The organism is Vibrio splendidus (assembly GCF_024347615.1).
GTDB classification, from domain to species: Bacteria; Pseudomonadota; Gammaproteobacteria; order Enterobacterales; family Vibrionaceae; genus Vibrio; species Vibrio splendidus.
In genome coordinates this window covers 2826210-2850626 of sequence record NZ_AP025508.1, presented here as the reverse complement: position 1 = coordinate 2850626, position 24417 = coordinate 2826210, and the positions used below count along the sequence as shown (strand labels likewise).

The 24417-nt window shown below is 44.7% G+C and carries 21 protein-coding genes; 17 read left to right on the top strand and 4 right to left on the bottom strand.

Annotated features, from left to right (window positions below):
• Positions 1-165 precede the first annotated feature (165 nt).
• The 9 genes from OCU90_RS12600 to purF all read left to right on the top strand — a co-directional run bounded on the left by OCU90_RS12600 (position 166) and on the right by purF (position 13645).
• The gene (locus OCU90_RS12600) at positions 166-1299 is read left to right on the top strand and encodes a 4-phosphoerythronate dehydrogenase (protein ID WP_061024404.1); all 1134 of its coding nucleotides are present in this window, start codon (positions 166-168) and stop codon (positions 1297-1299) included.
• Between the two features lie 12 nt (positions 1300-1311).
• Positions 1312-2325 carry an aspartate-semialdehyde dehydrogenase gene (locus tag OCU90_RS12595; RefSeq protein WP_004734159.1) on the top strand — a complete coding sequence of 338 codons (1014 nt, stop codon included), beginning with the start codon at positions 1312-1314 and terminating at the stop codon, positions 2323-2325.
• Positions 2326-2532: 207 nt separating this feature from the next.
• Positions 2533-7572, top strand: coding sequence for a FimV/HubP family polar landmark protein (locus tag OCU90_RS12590; RefSeq protein ID WP_061024402.1), 5040 nt, complete (start codon positions 2533-2535; stop codon positions 7570-7572).
• A 196-nt stretch (positions 7573-7768) separates the two neighbouring features.
• Positions 7769-8563: a tRNA pseudouridine(38-40) synthase TruA gene (gene truA, locus OCU90_RS12585; protein ID WP_004734161.1), complete on the top strand. Its 795-nt coding sequence runs from the start codon at positions 7769-7771 to the stop codon at positions 8561-8563.
• A 176-nt stretch (positions 8564-8739) separates the two neighbouring features.
• The gene (gene accD, locus OCU90_RS12580; RefSeq protein ID WP_004734162.1) at positions 8740-9666 is read left to right on the top strand and encodes an acetyl-CoA carboxylase, carboxyltransferase subunit beta; all 927 of its coding nucleotides are present in this window, start codon (positions 8740-8742) and stop codon (positions 9664-9666) included.
• A gap of 42 nt (positions 9667-9708) precedes the next feature.
• Complete coding sequence (gene folC / locus OCU90_RS12575) at positions 9709-10971, top strand: bifunctional tetrahydrofolate synthase/dihydrofolate synthase (RefSeq protein ID WP_004734163.1); 1263 nt, start codon at positions 9709-9711, stop codon at positions 10969-10971.
• Complete coding sequence (locus OCU90_RS12570) at positions 10972-11544, top strand: SPOR domain-containing protein (protein ID WP_017084069.1); 573 nt, start codon at positions 10972-10974, stop codon at positions 11542-11544.
• Between the two features lie 61 nt (positions 11545-11605).
• Positions 11606-12097 (top strand): CvpA family protein, encoded by a 492-nt coding sequence (locus OCU90_RS12565; protein WP_004734165.1) that lies wholly within the window; start codon positions 11606-11608, stop codon positions 12095-12097.
• A 33-nt stretch (positions 12098-12130) separates the two neighbouring features.
• Positions 12131-13645, top strand: a complete 1515-nt coding sequence (gene purF / locus OCU90_RS12560; protein WP_004734166.1) for an amidophosphoribosyltransferase — start codon at positions 12131-12133, stop codon at positions 13643-13645.
• 79 nt (positions 13646-13724) lie between these two features.
• Here purF and OCU90_RS12555 read toward each other — a convergent pair whose 3' ends face one another.
• Complete coding sequence (locus OCU90_RS12555) at positions 13725-14600, bottom strand: LysR family transcriptional regulator (protein WP_004734167.1); 876 nt, start codon at positions 14598-14600, stop codon at positions 13725-13727.
• Between the two features lie 228 nt (positions 14601-14828).
• Here OCU90_RS12555 and OCU90_RS12550 point away from each other — a divergent pair, with 228 nt between their 5' ends.
• The 7 genes from OCU90_RS12550 to recR all read left to right on the top strand — a co-directional run bounded on the left by OCU90_RS12550 (position 14829) and on the right by recR (position 20853).
• The gene (locus OCU90_RS12550; protein WP_004734168.1) at positions 14829-15932 is read left to right on the top strand and encodes a response regulator; all 1104 of its coding nucleotides are present in this window, start codon (positions 14829-14831) and stop codon (positions 15930-15932) included.
• 148 nt (positions 15933-16080) lie between these two features.
• Positions 16081-16218: a hypothetical protein gene (locus OCU90_RS12545; RefSeq protein ID WP_004734169.1), complete on the top strand. Its 138-nt coding sequence runs from the start codon at positions 16081-16083 to the stop codon at positions 16216-16218.
• A gap of 74 nt (positions 16219-16292) precedes the next feature.
• Complete coding sequence (locus OCU90_RS12540; protein ID WP_029222189.1) at positions 16293-16664, top strand: YbaN family protein; 372 nt, start codon at positions 16293-16295, stop codon at positions 16662-16664.
• Positions 16665-16825: 161 nt separating this feature from the next.
• On the top strand, positions 16826-17371 hold the full coding sequence (apt, locus tag OCU90_RS12535) for an adenine phosphoribosyltransferase (protein WP_004734171.1): 546 nt from the start codon (positions 16826-16828) through the stop codon (positions 17369-17371).
• A gap of 18 nt (positions 17372-17389) precedes the next feature.
• Positions 17390-19675 carry a DNA polymerase III subunit gamma/tau gene (gene dnaX / locus OCU90_RS12530; RefSeq protein ID WP_061024400.1) on the top strand — a complete coding sequence of 762 codons (2286 nt, stop codon included), beginning with the start codon at positions 17390-17392 and terminating at the stop codon, positions 19673-19675.
• Positions 19676-19843: 168 nt separating this feature from the next.
• Positions 19844-20173 carry a YbaB/EbfC family nucleoid-associated protein gene (locus OCU90_RS12525; RefSeq protein ID WP_004734156.1) on the top strand — a complete coding sequence of 110 codons (330 nt, stop codon included), beginning with the start codon at positions 19844-19846 and terminating at the stop codon, positions 20171-20173.
• Positions 20174-20253: 80 nt separating this feature from the next.
• Positions 20254-20853, top strand: coding sequence for a recombination mediator RecR (gene recR / locus OCU90_RS12520; protein WP_017079504.1), 600 nt, complete (start codon positions 20254-20256; stop codon positions 20851-20853).
• Positions 20854-20947: 94 nt separating this feature from the next.
• Here recR and aqpZ read toward each other — a convergent pair whose 3' ends face one another.
• Together aqpZ and OCU90_RS12510 are read right to left on the bottom strand one after the other, a co-directional pair.
• A complete protein-coding gene (aqpZ, locus tag OCU90_RS12515; RefSeq protein WP_017084067.1) occupies positions 20948-21637 on the bottom strand; it encodes an aquaporin Z in 690 nt (229 codons plus the stop codon).
• Between the two features lie 93 nt (positions 21638-21730).
• A complete protein-coding gene (locus OCU90_RS12510; protein WP_004734153.1) occupies positions 21731-21979 on the bottom strand; it encodes a YkgJ family cysteine cluster protein in 249 nt (82 codons plus the stop codon).
• Positions 21980-22138: 159 nt separating this feature from the next.
• On the opposite strand from OCU90_RS12510, the gene OCU90_RS12505 reads away from it, so the two are divergent.
• Complete coding sequence (locus OCU90_RS12505) at positions 22139-22576, top strand: YcgN family cysteine cluster protein (RefSeq protein WP_017067609.1); 438 nt, start codon at positions 22139-22141, stop codon at positions 22574-22576.
• 162 nt (positions 22577-22738) lie between these two features.
• Here OCU90_RS12505 and OCU90_RS12500 read toward each other — a convergent pair whose 3' ends face one another.
• Complete coding sequence (locus OCU90_RS12500; RefSeq protein WP_017067179.1) at positions 22739-24316, bottom strand: alkaline phosphatase; 1578 nt, start codon at positions 24314-24316, stop codon at positions 22739-22741.
• Positions 24317-24417 lie beyond the last annotated feature (101 nt).

Here is a 24417-nt window from a genome sequence, read left to right as displayed (position 1 = left end):
ACAATCTTCAGTGTTGATTCGGTTTTGGGATATGGTGTGATAAATGCCAACGTAGCCCTTTATATATAATGTATTCCATTTGCTACTCGACACCGAGTGTGGAATTTTGCACAATCATTTCAATTCACATTTAGGTCGATAGACCCCAACTAAAGTACTCGCCAAATGAAAATCTTAATCGACGAAAATATGCCTTATGCTGAAGCGCTATTTAGCCAGCTAGGGGAAGTGACAATGAAGTCTGGTCGCACATTAACGGCTGACGACCTAGTTGACGTAGACGCATTGATGATTCGCTCTGTCACCAAGGTGAATGAGTCATTGATTAGCAAAGCCAATAAGCTAAAGTTTGTCGGCACTGCGACGGCAGGTATGGACCATGTCGACCAAGTATTGATGAAAGAGCGTGGCATTTTCTTTACTGCAGCGCCTGGCTGTAACAAGGTGGGTGTCGCTGAGTATGCCTTCAGCGCAATGATGGTACTTGCGCAGCAACAAGGCTTCTCTGTATTCGATAAAACGGTCGGTATTATCGGTTGTGGTCAGGTAGGTAGCTACTTAGCGAAGTGCCTTGAAGGTATTGGTATCAAAGTTCTGCTGAACGATCCTCTAAAACAACAAGAGGGTGATACTCGTGAGTTTACTGAATTAGAGACACTGCTTGAGCAATCGGACGTGATCACTATGCATACGCCAATTACTAAAACGGGTGAGTTCCCAACACATCACTTGATCAATGAGCAAGTGCTGAACAACTTACGTGCTGATCAAATTTTGATTAATGCAGCTCGTGGCCCAGTTGTTGATAACCAAGCGTTAAAAGCTCGCTTGCAAAAAGCTGATGGTTTTACTGCCGTTCTTGATGTATTTGAGTTTGAGCCTGAAGTCGATTTTGAGCTACTTCCACTGCTTGCTTTTGCAACTCCTCACGTAGCGGGCTACGGTTTAGAGGGTAAAGCACGTGGTACCACGATGATCTTCAACAGTTATTGTGAGTTTTTAGGTACTGAACAGCGTGCTTATGCAAGCGATCTTCTGCCGACAGCCCCAGTGCCTCAAATGAAATTAGATAGAGCTTGGGATGAAGCAACACTGCACAATTTGACTCAGTTGATCTATGATGTGCGCAAAGACGACGCCTTATTCCGTCGCAATATCTCTACGCCGGGTTCTTTTGACAAGATGCGTAAAGAATATTGGGACCGTAGAGAGTACAGTGCAGTCGAGTTAACGGGCGATGAGTCTTGTAATTTAACGCCGTTATCTAAACTCGGTTTTATGGTAAAGCCAACTTTATAAAAGAGAGAAACAATGAGCCAAGAATTTAATATTGCTATTTTAGGTGCGACTGGTGCGGTTGGTGAAACCATTCTTGAAGTACTTAAAGAGCGTAAATTCCCTGTCGGTGAAATGCACTTACTAGCAAGTGAACGTAGTGAAGGCAAAACTTCCCGTTTTAACGGCAAAACAATACAAGTACAAAATGTAGAAGACTTCGACTGGTCTCAAGTACATATTGCGTTTTTCTCTGCAGGTAGTGAGCTTTCAGAACGTTGGGCTCCAATCGCCGCTGACGAAGGTGTGGTTGTTATCGATAACACATCACGTTTCCGCTACGAATACGATGTTCCTCTGGTTGTGCCAGAAGTGAACCCTGAAGCGATTGCTGAGTTCCGTAACCGCAACATCATCGCGAACCCTAACTGTTCTACTATTCAGATGGTAGTAGCACTTAAACCAATTCACGATGAAGTGGGTCTTGAGCGTATTAACGTTTCAACTTACCAATCTGTGTCTGGTGCAGGTAAGCCGGGTATCGATGAGCTAGCAGGTCAAACGGCTAAGCTTCTTAACGGCATGCCAGCTGACAAGTCAGCATTCTCGCAGCAGATCGCGTTCAACTGTATTCCTCAAATCGATGAATTTACAGAGAACGGCTACACACGTGAAGAAATGAAGATGGTTTGGGAAACTCAGAAAATCTTTGCTGATTCGTCAATCACGGTGAACCCGACTTGTGTTCGTGTTCCTGTGTTCTACGGTCACGCTGAATCTCTACACGTTGAAACTCGCGCGCCAATCGGTGCAGAGCAAGTTATTCAGCTTCTAGAGAACACGGAAGGTGTTGAAGTATTCCAAGCTCTAGACTTCCCAACTCAGGTTCGTGATGCGGGTGGTAAGGACCACGTAATGGTTGGTCGTATTCGTAGCGACATCAGCCATCACAGCGGCGTGAACATGTGGGTAGTAGCTGATAACGTACGTAAAGGCGCAGCAACGAACGCAGTTCAAATCGCAGAAGTTCTGATTCGCGATTACTTCTAAGCTTCATTGCTTTGATTATCAAGCCTCACTCTTTAGTGGGGCTTTTTTAATCGATTGAAAATATTGTTAGTCAAATTGTGTGAAATTGCTGCGAATATTGTTGCTGCAACACATTTTTTGTTTTCATCTCTATAGTTTTACGTCATTTATCCGATATATTTAATAGATCATCACTTTTCCGAATTTAAGCACCTAGCTGAGCCTTTTATGTTTCAATTTTTCAAGCCGTGGTTAATGCCTTTTGCCTTTATCATTGCGACTCAGATTTCCGTTGTTCGTGCAGATTCCATTCGAGTTGTAGGGCCTAATGGCCAGATACAATCAGCGCCTACGTTTTCAGAACCTCTTCAAAGAGCGCAATTGAATAGCGCTGAGCCTTCACGTTTCTATGGTCCAACCCGTGGCTCAGAAACGCTATGGTCTATTGCTTCAAGGTTACGCCCTGATAACTCCGTTTCAGTCCAACAAACATTGTTGGCGATTTATCGCTTAAACCCACAAGCGTTTGAAAATCAGAATATCCATAGCCTGCTGCCTGCCAGTAATTTACGTGTGCCTTCTTTAGAGCAAGCACGTGCAAGTTCGACGCAGCAAGCTATCAACATCATGAACTCGCACCTTGCTAAGCTTGATGTTCCTGCGACAAAGCCTACCGCTTCAAAACCTAAAGTAGCGCAAGCGCCAAGTCGACCAGATGTCGCGCCTAAAAATGCACAATCCAAAGCCAAGGTTAGCGAACCTAAAGTTGTCGATAAATCGATAATTGGTAATCAAGAGATAGTGAGTAACAAGCCGCTAACCGGTGCCAAGGAAATGAACCACCTTGAGAAGCAGTTAGAGCTTTCAGAAACTGAGTTACTGTCACTTGAAGAAAAAAACCATCAACTTCGTTTGATGCTGTCGAATGTTCAATTGGAAGTAGATGAGCTAAAAACAGAGCTCAGTGATGAAGACCGCATTCGTAGCGAAGTGGAAAAGCTGCTTGATGAAGAGCGTAGAAAGAACGCCGAAATTGAAAAAATGGCACCAAGTGCCATGGATGAACTGTTATCTAATGGTTGGTTAGTTGCGGCTCTTGCGATTATTCCGGGTCTTCTACTTGGCTTGATCATCGTGATGCTGATAGGCCGTCGTTCTAAAAATGAAGAACAACAGCAAAACACTCAAGAACAACCGATTCAGCCTGAACCAAGCAGCGTCGCGCCTATTACACTGGGCGATGAGATGGACGACCTTAACGAGCTGTCTTTAGACGATGACTTGTTTGGCACTGAAGATGACGCCAATAAGTTGTTTGACGACCAAGCTCTTGCTGAAGAAGACGATGTATTTGCAGGATTGGATGAATCTGATCTCGATTTCAATCTCGACGGTGAAGATGATGACCCATTTGCGAGCATTGGCGAAAATGGTGATTTAGACACTAACTTTGATGATCTGGACTTGGACAGCAGCAACGGCATCAGTGTTAATGGTGAAGAGAAAGCGCTTGGTCTTGAAGAGATGGAGCGCGCGCTCGATAAAAGCGCAGAAAGCGCACTTGATACAGATGAAGTCGATTTTGATCTCTCAGATGATAACGCAATGTCTGCTGATGACATTGAAGCACTGCTATCTAAAGAATCCGAGACTGAAGATTTAGGCTCTAACGAATTAGACCAGTCACTATTAGATGACCTGTTTTCTCTTGATGACGAAGATGATGATAGCTTCGACATCGATGCTTTGATTTCGGAAGAGCAAAGTGATTCTACTTCTAGTGCCGACACATCAATAACCGATGACTTTGATATCGATGCGCTTATCTCAGAACAACAAAGCGATGCTACGCCTTCGGACATAAGCAATGACGACTTTGATATTGATGCTCTGATCTCTGAACAACTGACCACTCAATCTGCAGCTCCTAGTGTAGAGGATGATATTGATGACATCTTTGCTCAGGTTGCCGCTCAGAACGAGCAAGCGAATGATCCTTTCAACCTCGATAGCGACGATGAAATAGCGACGAACCTAAACAATGGTTTGGCGTCTGATGATGATATCGAAAACATCCTGTCTCAGTTTGATAAGCCAATCGTTGATGAAGAGACTCAAGACAGCGTTGATCTACTTGATGAGCAGTTGGAAGGGGATGACGTTGACCTAAGCAACTCGACCGAACTCCTTGATGAAATGCTGGGCGATGAATCGGATGATGAGCCTGAAAGTGAGCCTTTAGGTTTTGATGCCTTATCCGAACTTGAAGAGCTTTCTGGTTTATCGACTGATGATGAGCTAAACATTGCAGAAGACAGCACGGAAACTCTGGATGAATTAATCGGAGATTCTGATGATGATTTCGAACTCGATGCAGAGAGCACCGACTTACTTGATGATTTCCTTGATAGTGAACTATCGGATGATGCGCTTTCAGCGGACCAAGCCGATTCACCAAAATCTGAATCTTTAGACCCGTTTGATGATTTACTGACAAGTGGTATTGAAGACGAGCTTGAATCAGAAGAGCAGACGTTTGATAAAGAGCTAGATGCTGCCTTTGGTTCTGATAAAGCCAGCGACGACCTTATCAAGGATTCAGATGTTGAACATACTCAATTAACGTCAGAGCCTTCTGAAGCCGAGCCTGAGCAAATAACGGACATTAGTGAAACACCACAACAACCTGAACTTGTTGGTGATGCTTCATTAGAATCAGAACTGATTCAAGACGGTGCTGATGTTAAGCCAGAAAATGATGAAGCCTTTAATCGTGATGACTTTATCGATGACTTGTTTGGTGTAGCGCCTGCAACGGATGCGTTGCTTGATGACGCACTAGAAACAACAGATGAAGCATTGATTGATGAGTTGATGACTTCTGATGACAGCGATTCGTTGCAAGCTACTGAAGAGACAGCTGAAGCATCAATCGAAAGTGCTTTGGAACCAGAACAAACGCCTCTTTCTGATAGTCATGAATTATCACCAGAAGAAGCGGTGTCGTCTGTTAAAGATGATGAACTGGATATTGACTCGTTGCTCTCTGAGAATTCTGACTTTGACAAACCAGTTTTTGAAGAGCCGACTAAAGAAGACACTGAGCAACAAGCATCAGATTCGGAAGAAGCCGACGTACAAGATCAGCGTGAAGACATCGCTGCGAGTACTGAAGGTCAAGCTTCGCCGTCGTCTTTAAATGATATCTCTGAAGACGATGAAGAAACGGTAGAAGATTGGTTAGCCGAAGCCATTGATGATGTTGAATCTCCTGCGAATATAGACTCTGATTTTGACTTTGAACCGAAAATTCAAGGTAGCGATGAACTTGAAAATATCGTTGAATCCTTGCCAGAGCCAGAGCCAGAGCCAGAGCCAGAGCCAGAGCCAGTCCGTGCTGCACATATGCCAGAAATCATTCCAAATGAGTTCGGTGTACCAGAAGACAGTGATTGGCTGATTGGAGACGATACAGCTAAAGAAGATGCGTTGGCGGAAGCGGACGCTGAAGCTGATGTTGAAGTAATACCAGAACCAGTTGCTCCTACTGTTGATTCTCAACTAGACGCTGAGCCTCAAGTAGAATCGGCACCGCAAGTTGACGCTACGGAACGAGCTGAAGTTCCAGGACAAGACAGCGAAGAAGAGTTCTCGTTTGATGACTTCGAACTTCCTGAGTTTAATGAAGAAGACGCGTTGGTAGAAGCCGATGCTGAAGCTGATGTTGAAGTAATACCAGACCCTGTTACTCCTGCTGTTGAACCTCAACTAGACGCTGAACCTCAAGCAGAAACGGCACCGAAAATTGAAGCTACGGAACAAGCTGAAGTTCTAGGACAAGAAGGCGAAGACGAGTTCTCGTTTGATGACTTCGAACTTCCTGAGTTTAATGAAGAAGACGCATTGGCAGAAGCCGATGCTGAAGCTGATGTTGAAGTAATACCAGAACCAGTTACTCCTGCTGTTGAACCTCAACTAGACGCTGAACCTCAAGCAGAAACGGCACCGAAAATTGAAGCTCCGGAACAAGCTGAGGTTCTAGGACAAGAAGGCGAAGACGAGTTCTCGTTTGATGACTTCGAACTGCCAGAGTTTGGTGAAGAAGACGCATTAGCGGAAGTCGTTAGTGAGCCTGATGAAGCTCAGTTAGAGCAAGATCTCGCTCCTGAGGCAGACAAGTTTGAGTTCGATGATCTTGACCTTCCTGAATATGACGAAGAAAGCGCAAAAGCAGACTCTGTTTTAGATGATATTGAGCAAAGCAGCGCAGAGCCAGTAGCGGAAGAAGAAGGCGTCGAGTTCGATGAGCTTGATTTGCCTGAATACGGTGAAGACGAAGCCATCTCAGATGCGTTTGCAGAGAAGCCGACACCACTGACTTCTTTTAGTCCGCAAGGTGAAGAGCAAGATGCGCTGCATGATTTGTTCTCAAATCCGCAAAGCTTTAGTCACGCTGACGACTTCTCCGATACAGAGGGTTTCTCGGACGAAGCAGGGTTCTCCGATGCAGAAGAACCTGAACTGGCAGCGTTCGCACAACCAGATGATTCACCGAGTTCATCTTCAGGATTAAATTCAACGCCTTTAGAATCAAACTTAGCACCTACAGCGGTTCAAGACGAACCACTAGAAGGCTTTGACGATTTTGATGAAACAGCATTGGCTGAGTTGCTTTCAGAAGATGTACAAGACTCAGTCGACAATATGTTTGAGAAGCCACTAGATGCAACATCGATTGACAGTGCAGGGCTCGATATCGATGCGATGCTTGAAGTTGGCGGTGAAGACTGGAAAGGCTTTAACTTAGCTCCAGAGCAGCAATCAAGCATGCACAATGGTGTTCCTGACGATCAACAAGAGATTTGGGCATCGGCTGAAAAACAAGCTGAACCTAAAATTAAAGAAGAGAATTGGGGTCAACAAGATAATCTAACAGAGTCAGGTAACAGTCGTGATAAGCAATACATGACGATTGACGAACTGATGGCTCAAGTAGAGCAAGAAGGCGAAGAAGCCATTAATCCAGATGATGAAGAGTTGAAGCTGGATGTTGGTCTCAATGAATTCCCTGATGTTATCGGTGATATCGGCAACTATGATGTCGACAACAATGCAGAAGCTGCTGGCAAGCTCGATTTGGCTAAAATCTATATCGAGATGAGTGATTCGCAAGGTGCAATTAAGCTTCTAGAAGAGGCGATAGTTGACGGGAGCGATGATATTCGTCGAGAGGCAAAGAATCTTATCGATACCTTAAACGGTCGATAAATTTAAAAAAATCATAAAGGGTAGCGTTGGCTACCCTTTATGTTTGGGTGAGCCCAAGCGCCTTTGTTTTATTTGGCTTCTTAAAATCATCGTCTAGGGCGGTAGTGATTGTTTATTGCAGTTTTAGCCCCATCCTATTTGGGCTAGCACTCATTTCCGTATATACTTCTTGCCCATTTTCAAAGAGAACAAAAACATGAAAATTGCTTTAGGTATTGAATATAACGGTACCCACTACTTTGGTTGGCAGCGCCAACGAGACGTGAAAAGTGTCCAAGAAGAATTGGAAAAGGCTCTTTCAGTTGTCGCGAATCATCCTGTAGAGGTTATGTGCGCAGGTCGTACAGATGCCGGTGTTCACGGTACGGGACAAGTCGTTCACTTTGAAACTAATGTTGATCGTAAAATGGTTGCTTGGACAATGGGCGCGAATGCCAACATGCCAAAAGATATTGCGGTTCGTTGGGCGACAGAGGTGAATGAGGATTTCCACGCTCGTTTTTCTGCAACTGCACGCCGTTATCGCTACATTATCTTTAATCATGCACTACGTCCTGGCATTCTGAATTCAGGCGTGAGCCATTACCATGGTCACCTTGATGAGAAAAAGATGCATGAAGCGGGTCAGTACTTGTTAGGCGAGAACGACTTCACTTCATTCAGAGCGACACATTGTCAATCTCGTAGTCCATGGAGAAACATGATTCACTTAAACGTGACTCGTCATGGACACTACATAGTGATCGATATTAAAGCGAATGCGTTTGTTCACCACATGGTGAGGAATATTACGGGTAGCCTAATTGCAGTAGGTAAAGGTGAGCAAAAACCAGAGTGGATCCAGTGGCTTTTAGAGGCTAAAGATCGAAAAGTGGCTGGCGCAACCGCCAAAGCGGAAGGCTTGTATCTGGTAGATGTTGATTATCCTGAACATTTTGAGTTACCACGAGAGCCAATTGGACCTCTGTTTTTACCGGATAATTTGAACTAAATGTGAGACTTAGGTTCAAAAAATATTACGGTTTCGTGCGTAAAATAGTGCCAGAAAATAGGTACAACCAGTTTTTTATCTACAGTCGCTGTTTTATGTGCTTTAATTCCCACGCATAATTCCCAAATTTATTTCTTTCGCAATCAAGCGTAAGAATCGAAACAAAAAGGTCTTCCATGAGTTGGCTTGAAAAGATTTTAGAAAAAAGCAACATCGTAACATCTCGTAAAGCGTCTATCCCTGAGGGTGTTTGGACTAAATGTACTTCTTGTGAGCAGGTTCTTTACCATGCTGAACTAGAGCGTAACCTAGAAGTGTGTCCAAAATGTGACCATCACATGCGCATGAAGGCACGTCGCCGTCTGGATACATTCCTAGACAAAGGTGAGCGCGTTGAACTAGGTGCTGATCTTGAGCCACAAGACAAACTGAAGTTTAAAGACTCTAAGCGTTACAAAGAACGTATCTCTACTGCTCAAAAGAACAGTGGTGAAACTGACGCGCTGATCGCAATGAAAGGTGAACTACTAGGTTTACCAATCGTAGCGTGTGCTTTTGAATTCTCATTTATGGGTGGTTCAATGGGCTCTGTTGTTGGTGCTCGTTTTGTGAAAGCGGTAGATGCGGCTATTGAGAACAACTGTGGTTTAGTTTGTTTCTCTGCAAGTGGTGGTGCTCGTATGCAAGAGGCATTGATGTCTCTAATGCAAATGGCAAAAACCAGTGCTGCTCTGGAGCGTTTATCTGCGAAAGGCCTACCGTTTGTTTCAGTAATGACTGATCCAACAATGGGTGGTGTTTCTGCGAGTTTGGCAATGCTTGGTGATATCAACATCGGTGAGCCAAAAGCGCTTATCGGTTTTGCTGGACGTCGTGTAATCGAACAAACTGTACGTGAAGACCTTCCTGAAGGTTTCCAACGCAGTGAGTTCCTACTCGACCACGGCGCTATCGACATGATCGTTGACCGTCGTGAGATGCGTCAGCGCGTTGCAAGCCTTGTTGCTAAAATGACCAACCAGCCTTCACCATTAGTAGTTTCTGTGAACGATTCACCGAATGAAGCTACTTATGAAGTACCAGAAGCGCCAGAAAAAGGGTAAAGTACCTTCTAACAAACCTACTTAATCATGGTTATGAGTTAGATGAGTCAACAACCTATTCCTCAAGCCACATCCTCTTTGGAGATGTGGCTTGATTATTTATCAAACATCCACACAAGCGCTATTGATCTTGGATTAGACCGAGTTCAGGCCGTCGCCTCTAAGGCAAACCTCACCAAACCTGCTCAACACGTTATTACTGTTGCCGGAACTAATGGCAAAGGCTCAACGTGTGCACTAATGGAAGCTATTCTGTTGGATGCTGGTTACTCAGTTGGTGTCTACAGTTCTCCTCACTTAATTCGCTATAACGAACGTGTTCGTATTAACGGCCAAGATCTATCCGATGAAAAGATGGTTCAGTCTTTCAATTTCATTGAGAAAGAGCGCGGCGAGATCAGCCTTAGCTTTTTCGAATATGGGACTTTAGCGGCGTTACGTGCTTTTCAAACTGAAGCGGTTGATGTTGTGTTATTAGAAGTGGGCCTAGGTGGACGCCTAGATGCGACGAATATCGTTGAGCATGATGTTTCTGTGATCACCAGTTTGGCTGTCGACCATGTTGATTGGCTAGGTGATGACATCAATGTGATTGGTTTTGAGAAAGCCGGTATTTATCGTAGCGGTAAGCCAGCTATCTGTGGTCAACCTAAACCACCAGCTACGGTTGCTGCTCACGCTGATGACATTAAGGCTGAGTTCTATCAGGTGGGTATTCAATACACCTATGATGTAGACGGCGATACTTGGAACTGGCGCAGTGGTGCATTCCAACTAGAATCATTGCCTATTCCAAGCCTGCCGCTACCTAACGCAGCAACAGCATTGATGGCATTAGGTACTTCAGAACTTAGCATTAGCGATGTGAACATCGTTAATGGCATGAAGAACGCACAGCTACCTGGGCGTATGCAGAAAATTAGCGAACAACCCGTGATTGTGCTTGATGTTGCGCACAACCCGCATTCGGCTGAATACTTTGCGCAGCAAGTAACGAAGAAGTATGCAGGCAAAAATTTACACGTTGTAGTCGCCATGCTTCATGACAAAGATATCCCTGCGACATTGGAAGTATTAGCACCAATCACAACACATTGGTACCCAGCTTCGCTGAACGGCCCACGAGCCGCAACAGCTGCTGAATTGTGTCAAAGCCTACCTCAAGGCGTAGAGCAGCATTCAAACCCTGTAGCAGCGTTTGAAGCGGCTTTAGCTTCTGTTAAAGGTGACGATGTTGTACTGGTGGTCGGTTCTTTCCATACTGTGGGTGAAGTATTGGAGCATTGGCAGAAAAAAGGAAACTAAATGGCAAGTAAATTCCAAAGCCGATTAGTCGGTACCATCATTTTAGTGGCCATTGGTGTGATTGTATTGCCCGATGTGCTGGATGGTAAGAAGCTCCACTATAAAGAAGAGTTTGCAAGCATTCCGATTAAGCCAGAGCTTGATAGTAATGTGGAAGTTTTTGAAGTACTCGACCCTGTTGAAGATCAGATTGCACTGCCGGATTCTCCGGTTGAGCGAGTGGTTGAAAGTGGTGTTGATAATTCAGATAAGCAAACTGCGTCGGCTTCCAGTAACAAAGAAGCGGATAAAGTGGCAGTGGTGGTTAAGCCAGTACCGGAAAAAAATGAATACCAAGACAGTGCTTGGATTATTCAGTTGATGGCTTTGAAGAATGCTGACAACGCAAAAAACGTTGTTAAGGATTTACAAAAGCGTGGTTACCAGGCTCACACCAAGCAAGAAAAAACGTTTACGCGAGTAATTATTGGCCCGGATGTCTCTAAATCCAAACTTGAGCGACAAATTAAGGAATTAGAAAAAATTACGGGTTCAAAAGGCCAACTGCTCAAATTTAAACCGTTAAATCCATAAGAAAACGTTTGCGTCAGCATTTTTTCTGTTAAAATGCGCGCCAACTTAAGATGAAGAATTCATGAATTGGTTAGATTTTGTCATTTTAGGCGTGATCGGCTTCTCTGCCGTGATCAGTTTAGTTCGCGGTTTCGCTAAAGAAGCGTTATCACTTGTTATTTGGTTTGGAGCATTTTTTATTGCTAGCCAGTACTACGCTAAATTAGCCATGTACTTCACCAATATCGAAGATGAGATGTTTCGAAACGGAACTGCGATAGCAGCATTATTTGTTGCAACGTTAGTTGTCGGTGCCTTAGTTAACTATGTCATCGGTCAGCTAGTTCAGAAAACAGGCCTGTCGGGTACAGACAGAATCCTCGGTGTCGTCTTTGGCGGCTTACGTGGTGTTCTGATTGTCTCAGCAGTGTTGTTTTTCATGGATGCGTTTACTGCATTCCCAAGTTCTGAGTGGTGGGAGAATTCGCAGTTGGTTCCGGAGTTTAGCCGAATCATTGCGCCGTTCTTTGAGCATTTACAAGCAACATCTAGTTTCTTATCTGGCGCGCTTTAGCGCCAGTTAATGTCGAAAATCGAGGATTAGGACATGTGTGGTATTGTTGGAATCGTGGGTTCAACACCTGTAAACCAGTCTATTTATGACGCTTTAACGGTATTGCAGCATCGTGGCCAAGATGCCGCTGGTATTTGTACCATAGAAAGCAATCGTTTCCGTCTGCGTAAGGCGAACGGTTTAGTTAAAGATGTTTTTGAAGCAAAACACATGCAACGCCTCCAAGGTAACGTGGGTATTGGTCATGTTCGTTATCCTACAGCGGGAAGCTCGAGTGCTTCTGAAGCGCAGCCTTTCTACGTAAACTCTCCTTTTGGTATCACGTTGGCGCACAACGGCAACCTAACGAATGCAAGTGAAGTTCGTGAGAAGTTGTTCGAAAAAGACCGTCGTCATGTCAACACAACCTCTGATTCTGAAGTTCTACTGAACGTATTGGCTCATGAAATCGATACTGTTAAAGGTAATGTGACTTCAGAAGATGTGTTCCGCGCCGTTGCAAACGTGCACCGTACTATTCGTGGTGCTTACGCAGTGACAGCGATGATCATCGGCCACGGTATGATCGCATTCCGTGACCCACATGGTATTCGTCCACTGTGTCTTGGTAAGCGTGAAATTAACGGTAAAACAGAGTACATGGTTGCGTCTGAATCGGTAGCGTTAGACGCTGTTGGTTTTGATTTTATGCGCGATGTTGCCCCTGGTGAAGCTATCTACGCAACATTCAATGGTGAGCTTTTCACTAAACAATGCGCAGATAACCCACAACTAAACCCATGTATTTTCGAGTTTGTTTATTTTGCTCGTCCTGATTCATTCATCGATAAAATTTCGGTTTACAGCGCACGCGTTGAGATGGGTGAGATGTTAGGCAAGCGTATTAAAGAAGAGTACGCAGACCTAGACATTGACGTGGTAATTCCAATCCCTGAAACATCGAATGATATTGCTCTACGAATTGCTCAAGCGATCAATAAGCCATATCGTCAAGGTTTCGTGAAAAACCGCTATGTTGGCCGCACGTTTATCATGCCTGGTCAGCAACAGCGTAAGAAGTCGGTTCGCCGTAAGCTCAACGCAATTCGTTCTGAGTTTAAAGGTAAGAACGTTCTATTGGTTGATGATTCTATTGTTCGTGGCACGACATCAGAGCAGATCATTGAGATGGCTCGTGATTCTGGCGCAAGCAAAGTCTTCATGGTTTCTGCTGCTCCTGAGGTTCGTTTCCCGAACGTTTACGGCATCGATATGCCAAGCGCGACGGAGCTTATTGCTCATGGCCGTGACAACGAAACGATTTGTAAGCAGATTGGTGCCGATGCTTTGATTTTCCAAACGCTACCAGACTTAATCTCTGCAGTAGGTATGGGTAATCAAGACATCTCTCGTTTTGATACATCCGTATTCAACGGCGAGTATGTAACGGGCGATATCGACCAAGCGTACCTAGATTTCCTAGACTCTTTACGTAATGACGATTCAAAGGTTGAGCGTGAGATCCAACAAGATCTCGCGAACCTAGAGTTACATAACGAAGGCGCTTAGCGTACTCATAAAAAATGAGTAATAAAAAACCAGAGCATCGGCTCTGGTTTTTTTGTTTGCGGGGGAAGGGGATTGAATCTTAGTGAATGTGGTATGCGATCACAAAATCGATAAACAATCTAACCTTCTCTGGCAGGTGGTCTTTGTGGTTATAAAGCATGTAAATATCACGAGGGTTAGCACTCCAGTCTTCTAAGACTTGCACTAAGCTGCCATCTTCAATGTATTCACGGATCATCACGTCAGGCATTAGGGTGATACCTAGGCCTTCTGAACAGGCTTGTCTTACGACATTAAGCGCATTCGCATTGAAACGACCTTTCTCGCTATTCACGACCGTCTCTTCATTCGAATTACTCAGCTGCCACTTAATCAGCGGATAGCCTTTAAGTAGCGAATGATTCGCGAGCTCTTCTGCATGACTTGGTGCCGGGTTCTTCGCTAAGTAATCAGGACTCGCGATAAGAATATCCTTCACTTCACTGATCTTTCTTGCGATTAAGCTTGAATCACGCTGCGGGCCGACTCTGAAAATGACATCCCACTCGGTTGGATCAAGCTGATCAGCTTGGTTGTTCATCATCAGCTCAATATTGATATCAGGGTATTGAGTCATGAATTCACTGAACATCGGCATCATCATGCGCTTGGTCAGGTTTGAGGGGGCGGTAATGCGAATCTTCCCTGAAGCACCCTTACACACGTCAGTGAGTTCTTCTGCAGTAGAAGATAGACGTTGTAGTAACGGTGAGCATTCATTGAAAAAACGTTCGCCAGCCTCTGTTAAAGAGAGTTTACGCGCGTGTCTATTGAGAAGCCTTAGGTTCAAAGAGTCTTCTAAGGCTTGGATGCGTCGTGTAATGGTCGCAACCGGAATCATAGTCTTGCGCGATGTTGCGGTGTAGCTCCCATTTTCAACGACAAGTCGAAAGAGGTTTAAATCATCTAATTTCATAAATCCAGACACATTTGTTTACAATCTCATCTAATTTATACGTAATATTGAGATCAATGTTTGCGTTACGTCAACTCGTTGCACTATTTACCAGTATTCCAACCCTTGTCACGAATTACCAGTAAAGAGTGAACATTTGTGTATTTAGTATTTTATTACTAAGTTTTATATTAGTTCTTAGAACAGATAACAATAATAATTCGACTTAGTTTTGTGAGGTTAGAGATTATGTACAAAACTCACAGTCAGCCAGTTATGACCTCGGCTCAGGAAGTTCTCAATCAAAAATGCGTTATGTTGGTTGATGATGATCCTATTTTTCGCCGGATAACCAGCGCGTACTTAGACAAGATTGGTTATAAAGTGGTTGAGGCTGAAAATGGGCTGGACGCTCTGCAAAAACTTAGAGACTCAGCGCCAGATTTAATTGTGTGTGACTTATCAATGCCGATACTGGATGGGATTGAGCTTGTAGAGGAGCTCAGTTTAGAGTATCCGTCACTGCCTATGATCGTCGTGTCTGGCACCGATGATATGTCTGATGTGGCGAAAGCATTACGATTTGGTATCAAAGACTTTTTAGCGAAACCTCTAGAGGATCACGGTCACTTAGGAAGTGCGATTGCGAATACATTGACAGATTCGTTCGATAACATTTCAGACCAACGAGATTTTTCAAGCCAATGGTTCTGCGTTGATGACGGTGGCGAGATCCCTGAAGACCAAGAACTGCATTGGCATCTCAACTACCTGCAAGATAACCCGAGTGCTGCAAGAGACTTATTGCACGCGCTGCTTCCAGAGAAAGATACACGACAAGGCTCATGGCGTTGCAGTTACCGTTTACTGCAATCAACAGAAATGATGCCGCTTGTGTTTGATTATGCGTGGATGATGAACGGGCAGTTTGCTTTCTACCTCGTCGATTCGTCGTCTTCTGATAACGGCGGCTCAGCGGCCACATTGTTGGTGAGAGCGTTATTCCACGATTACATCAGAAATAGAAAAGATTTTAACGTTGATCTCAAAGATATTGCGGAAATTTTGGAGAAGGGGATTCGTTGCTCTAAATGTTCGACCCCTGTGAATGCTTTGTTTGGTGTTGCTGATCTTGCTGTTGGAACTATCTCTATTCTACCTGCGGGTTTAGATGGACAATGGTCGAATGGCGAGTTGAATCAACATATTGCGGCGGGCGAGCGCTTGGGTGAGAACTGTAAGAAGAACTTCATTACGCGGGATCTTCCGATTGAACAAGGCTGCCAGCTATCATTGAGCCTGCTTGGATCGGCCAGTTTTAGTTTAGACATACACCAAGGGTCCACTGATTAACCCTATATTTCCTCGGTTTTTGTGAATAATTGATTAAGGTATAGTTGCGCAAATGGTGTGGCTATGCCTTTTTTGTTAAATGTCGATTTAGCAAAGCGGGTTTGGTTCGCCAGATACTTACCTTTACTAACAAAAACAAGAAGCAATCATGGCAGATAACAAAGACTTTCAAGACCCGTTTAATGTATTCTATTTTTTAGGATTTTTAGCCGCATTTTTAGCGATTCCATTACTACCAGCAACTCTTACGTTGATCCGAGTATTCAATGGTTACGCAACATTCTAGTTAAGCTATCGTCGCCGATTGGTGATAGCTAACTCAAGGAGGCCACAATTAGCGTTCGAGTTTTAAGCCTCAATATTGCTGGTGGCCTTTGTATCATTCTTGCAGTTCTAGGGATCGTTTTACCCGTTCTGCCAACCACGCCTTTTCTCCTTCTTGCCAGTGCATGTTTCATGCGAAGCAACCCCAAAGTTCACAAATGGATGCATGAGCATAAAACGCTCGGCCCGTTATTGAACAATTGGTATCAACACGGTGCTGTGACCAAACAAGTTAAAACGCGTGGCGTGTTCTTTATCTTGTTGAGTTTTGCGTTATCGATCTACTTTGCCCCGATCATTTGGGTCAAGGTTTTCCTAATTTGTGTACTTGTTATTCTTCTCACATGGTTTATGCGACTTCCAACCCATGAGTTGGTTGCTGACAGCAAAGAAAATCACTACCATTAAGCCAGTGTGCCTGCTTGTATAGCGGGCGTTTATTATTTCAGCAATCAGAGTTATGACTCTCGTTGCAATGAATACCAATCGTACCTTTCCTTAATTCCGAGCGTTGATGTTTGATTCGTTAACGAGAGTTTGGAAAGCGGCCTAATGAAGTGCATAAGATTATGAACACAGAAAAAATCTCTCTGATCAAAGCAAGCATCAAAAGCATTCCTGATTACCCTAAAGCGGGTATTTTGTTCCGTGACGTAACAAGCTTGATGGAAGATCCTGCCGCTTACAAAGCGACAATCGACCTGTTAGTGGACACATACAAGGGCATGGGCTTTACTAAGATCGTTGGTACTGAAGCTCGTGGTTTCCTATTTGGTGCGCCTCTTGCTCTTGAGCTAGGTGTCGGCTTCATCCCTGTTCGTAAACCGGGCAAGTTGCCTCGTCAAACTGTGGCACAATCTTATGAACTTGAGTACGGCACTGATACGCTAGAAATCCATACCGATGCTATCGTCGAAGGCGATAAAGTGCTGATGGTTGATGACTTGCTAGCAACAGGCGGTACGATTGAAGCGACAACAAAGCTGATTCGTCAGCTTGGTGGTGTGGTAGAACACGCTGCATTTGTTATTAACCTTCCAGAAATCGGTGGTGACAAGCGCTTACAAGGCTTAGGTCTAGAAGTGTTTAGCATCTGCGAATTCGACGGTCACTAATCCTTTTCGGAATTATTCATGAGCTATCTTGCGTTAGCGCGAAAATGGCGACCAACCAAATTCAAAGAAGTGGTTGGTCAAGCCCATGTTTTAACAGCATTAGAGAATGCCCTTAGCCAAAATAGGTTGCATCACGCTTACCTATTCAGCGGTACACGAGGTGTCGGTAAAACGACCATCGGCCGTTTATTTGCTAAGGGACTCAACTGTGAAACAGGCATTACTGCAACCCCTTGTGGTGAGTGTGCAACCTGTAAAGAGATCGATGAAGGTCGTTTTGTTGACCTGCTCGAGATCGATGCTGCCTCACGTACTAAGGTAGAAGATACCCGCGAGCTTCTGGACAATGTTCAGTACAAGCCTGCACGTGGTCGCTTCAAGGTTTACCTAATCGATGAAGTACACATGCTGTCTAGGCACAGCTTTAACGCGCTTCTAAAGACCTTAGAAGAGCCGCCTGAGTATGTGAAGTTCTTGCTCGCAACGACGGATCCGCAAAAGCTTCCTGTGACTATATTGTCGCGTTGTCTGCAATTCCACCTTAAGCCGATTAGCGTTGATAATATCCACGAGCAACTCGATCATATTCTTGAACAAGAAAATGTGACGTCTGAATCTCGTGCGCTTGGAATGATTGCTCATGCCGCTGATGGCAGTATGCGTGACGCTCTTAGCCTAACAGACCAAGCTATCGCATTAGGTAATGGCAATGTAGTGACAGACACTGTTGCTCACATGCTTGGTACGCTGGATACAGACCAAGCGATTCACCTACTTGAAGCGATTAGCAGTAAACAACCACAATTAGCGATGGCTTGCATTCAAGCTCTTGCTGAAAATGGCGTTGAGTGGGATGGATTGCTGAGTCAACTTGCGACTCAATTACACCGTTTGGCGATGTATCAAGCTCTGCCGTCGACTTTAGACAAGGCTCAGCCTGATGCTGAAAGGCTAGAACTGCTGAGCAAAGCGTTAAGCCCTCAAGACATCCAACTCTACTACCAGATAGTGCTGAAAGGGCGTCAAGACTTGCCATTATCGCCAACCGCTCGCGTTGGTATCGAGATGGTGGTTCTGCGTATGTTGGCATTCAGACCTGCTGAACAAACTGTTGCTACGGCTATCTCGACTGAGTCGACTAGCCCAGCGCCTGCTCCTGCAGCTCAGAATCCGGTTCAGAACCAGGTTCAGAATGTTGCTCAGCCAGTGAGTCAAGCTGCGCCAATGGCCGCTCCGAGACAGTCAGTTCAAGCTCCTGCGGCTTCGCAGCCTCAAGTGCCTCAGCAAGCTCCTGTGCAGCAGCCTGTGCAACAGCAACCGCCGCAGAATCAGAACCAATATTCAGATTCGCAAGGTTACGCTGATCATTCAGGCAACCAAGGTTATCCAGAACAGGATTACCCGCACAGTCAGTATGACGCGCCACCTGCTTATGATGAGCGTCCAAGCTACGGCACAGAGCAGCCGATGAGTCCCATGACTCAGCAAGCTAATTATCAGAATCAAGAGCAGCCAAATGTTGCTCCCGTTGCACCTTCTGTTCCACCTGTTTCTTCTGCTTCGCAAGAGCAACCAGCGCGTGCAACTTCGCCTGTGAGTGGTTTACGTCACCAATTGCGTTCTCAACGTAGAGGTGGTGCAGCAACAGAAAACAAAGGTTCGGCGCCAAAAAAGGCTAAAGCGACACCAGCTAAAACTTCAGTTCTTGACCGAGTTGCTCAGCAACACGGTGGTTCTGAGCGGGTGTCGCCAGCTTCTTTAACCGCCTCTTCGACAGAAAATGTGACCAACGATAATGAACCTTATCGCTGGAAACCGTCTAAACCTGTAGTGAAAGAGGTGAGCAAAGAGCTTACACCTACTCAGATCAAGCGTGCGTTAGAGCATATTAAGACACCAGAAATGGTCGATAAATTGCTTCAAGAGTCGATTGTTCAAGATGAATGGTCCGCCACGATTCAAAAGCTAGAAACAGCCAAGCTTGTTGAACAGTTAGCATTGAACTCAGTATTTACTAAGATTGACACATCAATCACCTTAACGTTAAGGGCGAGCCAGGCTCACTTGAATACGGACCGTGCACAGAGTGAGCTATTACAGTCTCTCAATACTGTGCTTGGAGAAGAGTGTCATTTGAGTGTCGAAATTGGTGATGGTGGAGAAACGCCGCTAGAACTGCGAGAAAGATTGTATCAAAGCAAGTTGAAAGACGCGTTTACCAGTTTGGAAAACGATGCCAACGTACAGTTTATCGAAAGACGTTTTGCTGCCGAGTTGGATAGAGACAGCGTTCGTCCAATATAGTGTTCCTCCAATATCGATATGCCTTTCATTTAGTGATGGACATATCATCCTTGGAAAGCAAATCAGAGAACTGAACTCGTGGGGTTGAATCACAGTGTTTTAACCCCCATTTAAGCCCTTAGTAGCTTAAATGATTTTAATAAACCAATTAGACCAGAGAGTAATAACATGTTTGGTAAAGGCGGTATGGGCAACATGATGAAGCAAGCCCAGCAAATGCAAGAACGCATGCAAAAGCTTCAAGAAGAAATCGCAAATATGGAAGTTACAGGTGAGTCAGGTGCTGGCCTTGTAAAAATTACGATTACTGGTAGTCACAGTGTTCGTCGCGTTGATATCGATGAAAGCCTAATGGAAGACGATAAAGAGATGCTTGAAGATCTTATCGCAGCCGCTTTCAACGATGCAGCTCGTCGTGTTGAAGAGACTCAAAAAGAGAAAATGGCTGGCGTAACTGGTGGGATGCAACTTCCACCAGGTATGAAAATGCCTTTCTAAGCGACTTATTTATAAGAGACTTGTCTCTTCCAACGGCTTGTTCTTGAATAAGCCGTTATTTAAAGTTAGAACGGTTAAATATGCGTACCAGTCATATGCTGGAGCATTTGATGGAGGCCTTACGTTGTCTACCTGGGGTTGGCCCCAAGTCGGCGCAGCGTATGGCCTTTCATTTGTTACAGCGCGATAGAAAAGGCGGCCTACAGTTGGCTGAAGCTCTTAGCCAAGCAATGACCGAAATTGGTCATTGTAATGAGTGCCGTACTTTTACTGAAGAAGATACTTGCCACATTTGCACCAATCCTAAACGTCAGGAAAATGGTCAAATTTGTGTAGTAGAGAGCCCTGCAGACATTGCAGCCATTGAAGCAACTGGTCAATATTCAGGTCGTTACTTTGTGCTTATGGGGCATCTTTCACCACTTGATGGTATCGGTCCAAGTGATATCGGTCTCGATGTCTTGGATTACCGTTTACGTCGTGGTGATATCACTGAAGTAATTCTAGCGACTAACCCGACAGTAGAAGGGGAAGCAACAGCGCATTACATTGCTGAGCTATGTAATGCCCATGAAGTGAACGCTAGCCGTATCGCCCATGGTGTTCCCGTCGGTGGTGAGCTAGAGCTGGTGGATGGCACCACGCTTTCGCACTCCTTACTCGGTCGTCATAAGATCTAAAAAAGCCGCTTGGTGAATCATCACTAAGCGGCTTTTTCTTTTTGTTATAAAGCTCTATTCTGAAACGCGTCTACTCTAAAACCTTTTCAAACAATTAATCAGAGCCACGCACGGCTTTGTAAATCGCAGCGCCAATCACGGCACCAATAATCGGTGCAATCCAGAATAGCCATAATTGTGAAACAGCCCAGTCCCCAACAAATACGGCTACACCAGTACTTCGAGCAGGGTTCACAGAGGTATTAGTGACGGGGATACTGATAAGGTGGATCAAGGTTAAACAAAGACCAATCGCGATAGGTGCAAATCCAGCCGGTGCTTTCGAATCGGTTGCCCCCATGATCACGAATAGGAACACCATAGTCATTACTACTTCACACACGAGTGCTGCGGTTAGCGAATAGCCACCCGGTGAGTGTTCACCGTAACCATTGGAAGCAAAGCCAGATGCCGCAGCGTCAAAGCCTGCTTGGCCTGAAGCAATCACAAATAGTACGCCGCCCGCGATAATACCGCCAATCACTTGGGCAATAATATAAGGCGCAACATCTTTGCCATCAAAGCGACCACCACTCCATAGACCGATGGTGACAGCAGGGTTAAGGTGGCAACCGGATATATGGCCAATAGCAAAAGCCATGGTGAGTACGGTTAAACCAAAGGCAAGGGAAACTCCGAGTAGACCAATTCCCACATCAGGGAAAGCCGCGGCTAAGACGGCACTACCACAACCACCTAACACCAACCAAAACGTACCGAACATTTCTGCGATATACTTATTCATAACTATCCTTATTAATCTTTACCAGTATCAATAAGATAGTTTAGATCTATCAAAGTTGTGAAATCTTGGGCATATATAAGAAGAAAAGTATTGTTAGGTTATTGCTTCGAGCTCAATAAGGTTATCAAGCGCTTCTTGGTCTGTTTTACCACAGATGATAGGGCAGGCTTTGAACTGGTGACATACCTTCGGGCGTGAAGGTTGACCAAATAATTTGCATAGATCTTGCTCATTTAATTGAATGCAGCGTACGCCAGCAGGCTTACCATTAGGCATTCCAGGAATAGCAGATGTAATACTTGGAGCGATACAACAAGCTCCACAACCTAGGCGACATTCCATCAAATTAAACTCACTAAATAACAGGGTGCGCGATAGTAGCAAAAAATGATGAGAGTGACAGCTGTTGATTGAATCAAAGAATGAACAATTATTATCCTTGAACTTTTTATGGGCTAGCGGTATAACACGCACCCCAGTAAAAGAGTAAGAAGTAATCCTATGACGAATCCATTTTGGCAAGAAAAGACACTAGAGCAAATGACCGAGAACGAGTGGGAATCACTGTGTGACGGTTGTGGTAAGTGTTGCCTGCATAAACTAATGGATGAAGATAGCGATGAAGTTTACTACACCAACGTGGCGTGCAGCTGGTTAAACGACAAAACATGTTCTTGTAAAGACTACCCGAACCGCTTCACTTCAGGTGAAGAGTGTTTGAAGCTGACTCGTGACAAGATTCATGAATTCCATTGGCTACCAGATACTTGTGCTTACCGTCTTCTATCTGAATCTAAGCCGATCCCTGAGTGGCACCCATTGATTACGGGTTCTAAATCAGAGATGCATGCTGCAGGTGAAAGTGTTCGTAACAAAGTGGTATACGAAATCGATGTTGTCGATTGGGAAGACCACATCTTGAATCATCCGAATCGCTAAGTATTATAAAAACAGCCGCTCTTTAGCGGCTGTTTTGCTATTTGGCGTCGCCTAAACTTAAAACTCACTTACTCACTTACTCACTTAGCTTAAAGGCTTAAAAGCTTAAAACAAAAAACGCCCCGAAGGGCGCTAAAGTTAAACGAGCAAAAAAGATTCAGGCTAGTTTACTTGTTGTTTAATGTACTCACCCAGTTCTGAGTGGTGCATGATTTTCGAAACTGGCAGTATCTTTTCAGCAGGGCCCCAAGCAAACACGTTCACTGGTGTGTGAGTGTGTGTACCTGTACCCCAAACGATGTTTTGACCGGTTGCTTGTTCGCGAGCAAGCAGGTTGCCACGGTCGTTATAAGGGAAGAAAGCATCGAAATCGTTGATAGCAGGCACTTCTTCTGCCGACAAGTATTTGTGCTGAGCCAATCGGTATGGGTTCGGCTTACTGGCTAATACGTTTTTCGCTTGTTCCGCTGTAATAGGGAACTCACTATTCTTGTTGACGATCTCAGCCAGTTTTTCAGGTGTTTGCAGCGCTTTATCTAGCTTCTGAAATTCGCTGATCATGCCGTAGTAGCTTTGCTTCTGATTGTATAAACCATCAAGAATATCGAATGCACCAAAGTTAAAGTTGGGTGCATAGTCGCGATCAGCAAAGGCTTCGCCAGAACGTTTCTGTGGTTTTGGTAGGTTGTTAGAAGAGTAGCTGAAACCGAAAGAGCCTGTTTCGTGGTCTGCGGTCACAATCACGATCGTATCTTCACGATCTTTTGCCCATTCATACACCGTTTGGATCGCTTCATCAAACTTGAGCAGTTCATGCAGCATGGTGCCTGCATCGTTACTGTGTCCCGCCCAGTCGATTTGGCCACCTTCGACCATTAGGAAAAAGCCATCTTCATCTTTGGATAGGATGTTGAGCGCTTTTTGTGTCATCTCTTTCAGGCTTGGCTGAGTTCGTTCGCCACTCTTTTTCTTGTTGCTGTAAGCGATGCCATCATCCATGCCAGAGTAGGCGAATAGGCCAAGTAGTTTATCGCCCTTAGCATCGTCTAGCATGTTGCGATTAAACGCCAGTTGGTAGCCGTCTGTCTCTGCTTCAGTCAGCAGGTTACGGTCGTCTTTACGCTTCGATTTGAGATAAACATCACCTTGAGTCAGTTTCTCAAGTTGCTTATAGGTTTCACCTTTGTCGTTGGTCGATTTAGGGATCCAATGACGTAGCCCTCCTGAGAGCATCACATCAGCGCCCGTTGCTAACATATCAGATGCAATTTGATTCTCTAAAGAACGGTGAGGTTGGTGAGCGGCGAAAGAAGCAGGGGTCGCGTGAGTTAAGCGCGTGTCGGAAACTAAGCCGGTCGCTTTGCCTGCTTTTTTCGCTTTCTCAAGTACTGTCTCAACATGGTTACCCTGGGAATCGATACCGATCACTTCTGAACCGCTGTAGATACCCGTTGCAAGCATGGTCGCAGAGCAAGCTGAATCCACTACGATTGCGTCTTCCGGATGCGTTAGGGATGAACCAATAACCCCTTCTTGAGCAAGTTGATAAATGGCCGTCTTGTTCCCTTTATAGATGGAATTTGGCGCTTGGTTTGCGTAGGTTTCCAATAAGCCAACTTGCTGAGGTCCCATGCCGTCGCCGATCATCAGAATGACATTTTTGATTTCTGCTGAAAGTACGTTGAATGAGAGTGTAGAGGTTACCACTGCGGTAACAATTGGTTTCATAAAGTGCTTCATTAGTTATCCCTTTTTATATAAGCGGGATGATTAGAACACCGATTTGTGTCAAAGTCGTTTCATATTTGTTTCATCAATATGAAATTGAGCAATAACTCAAG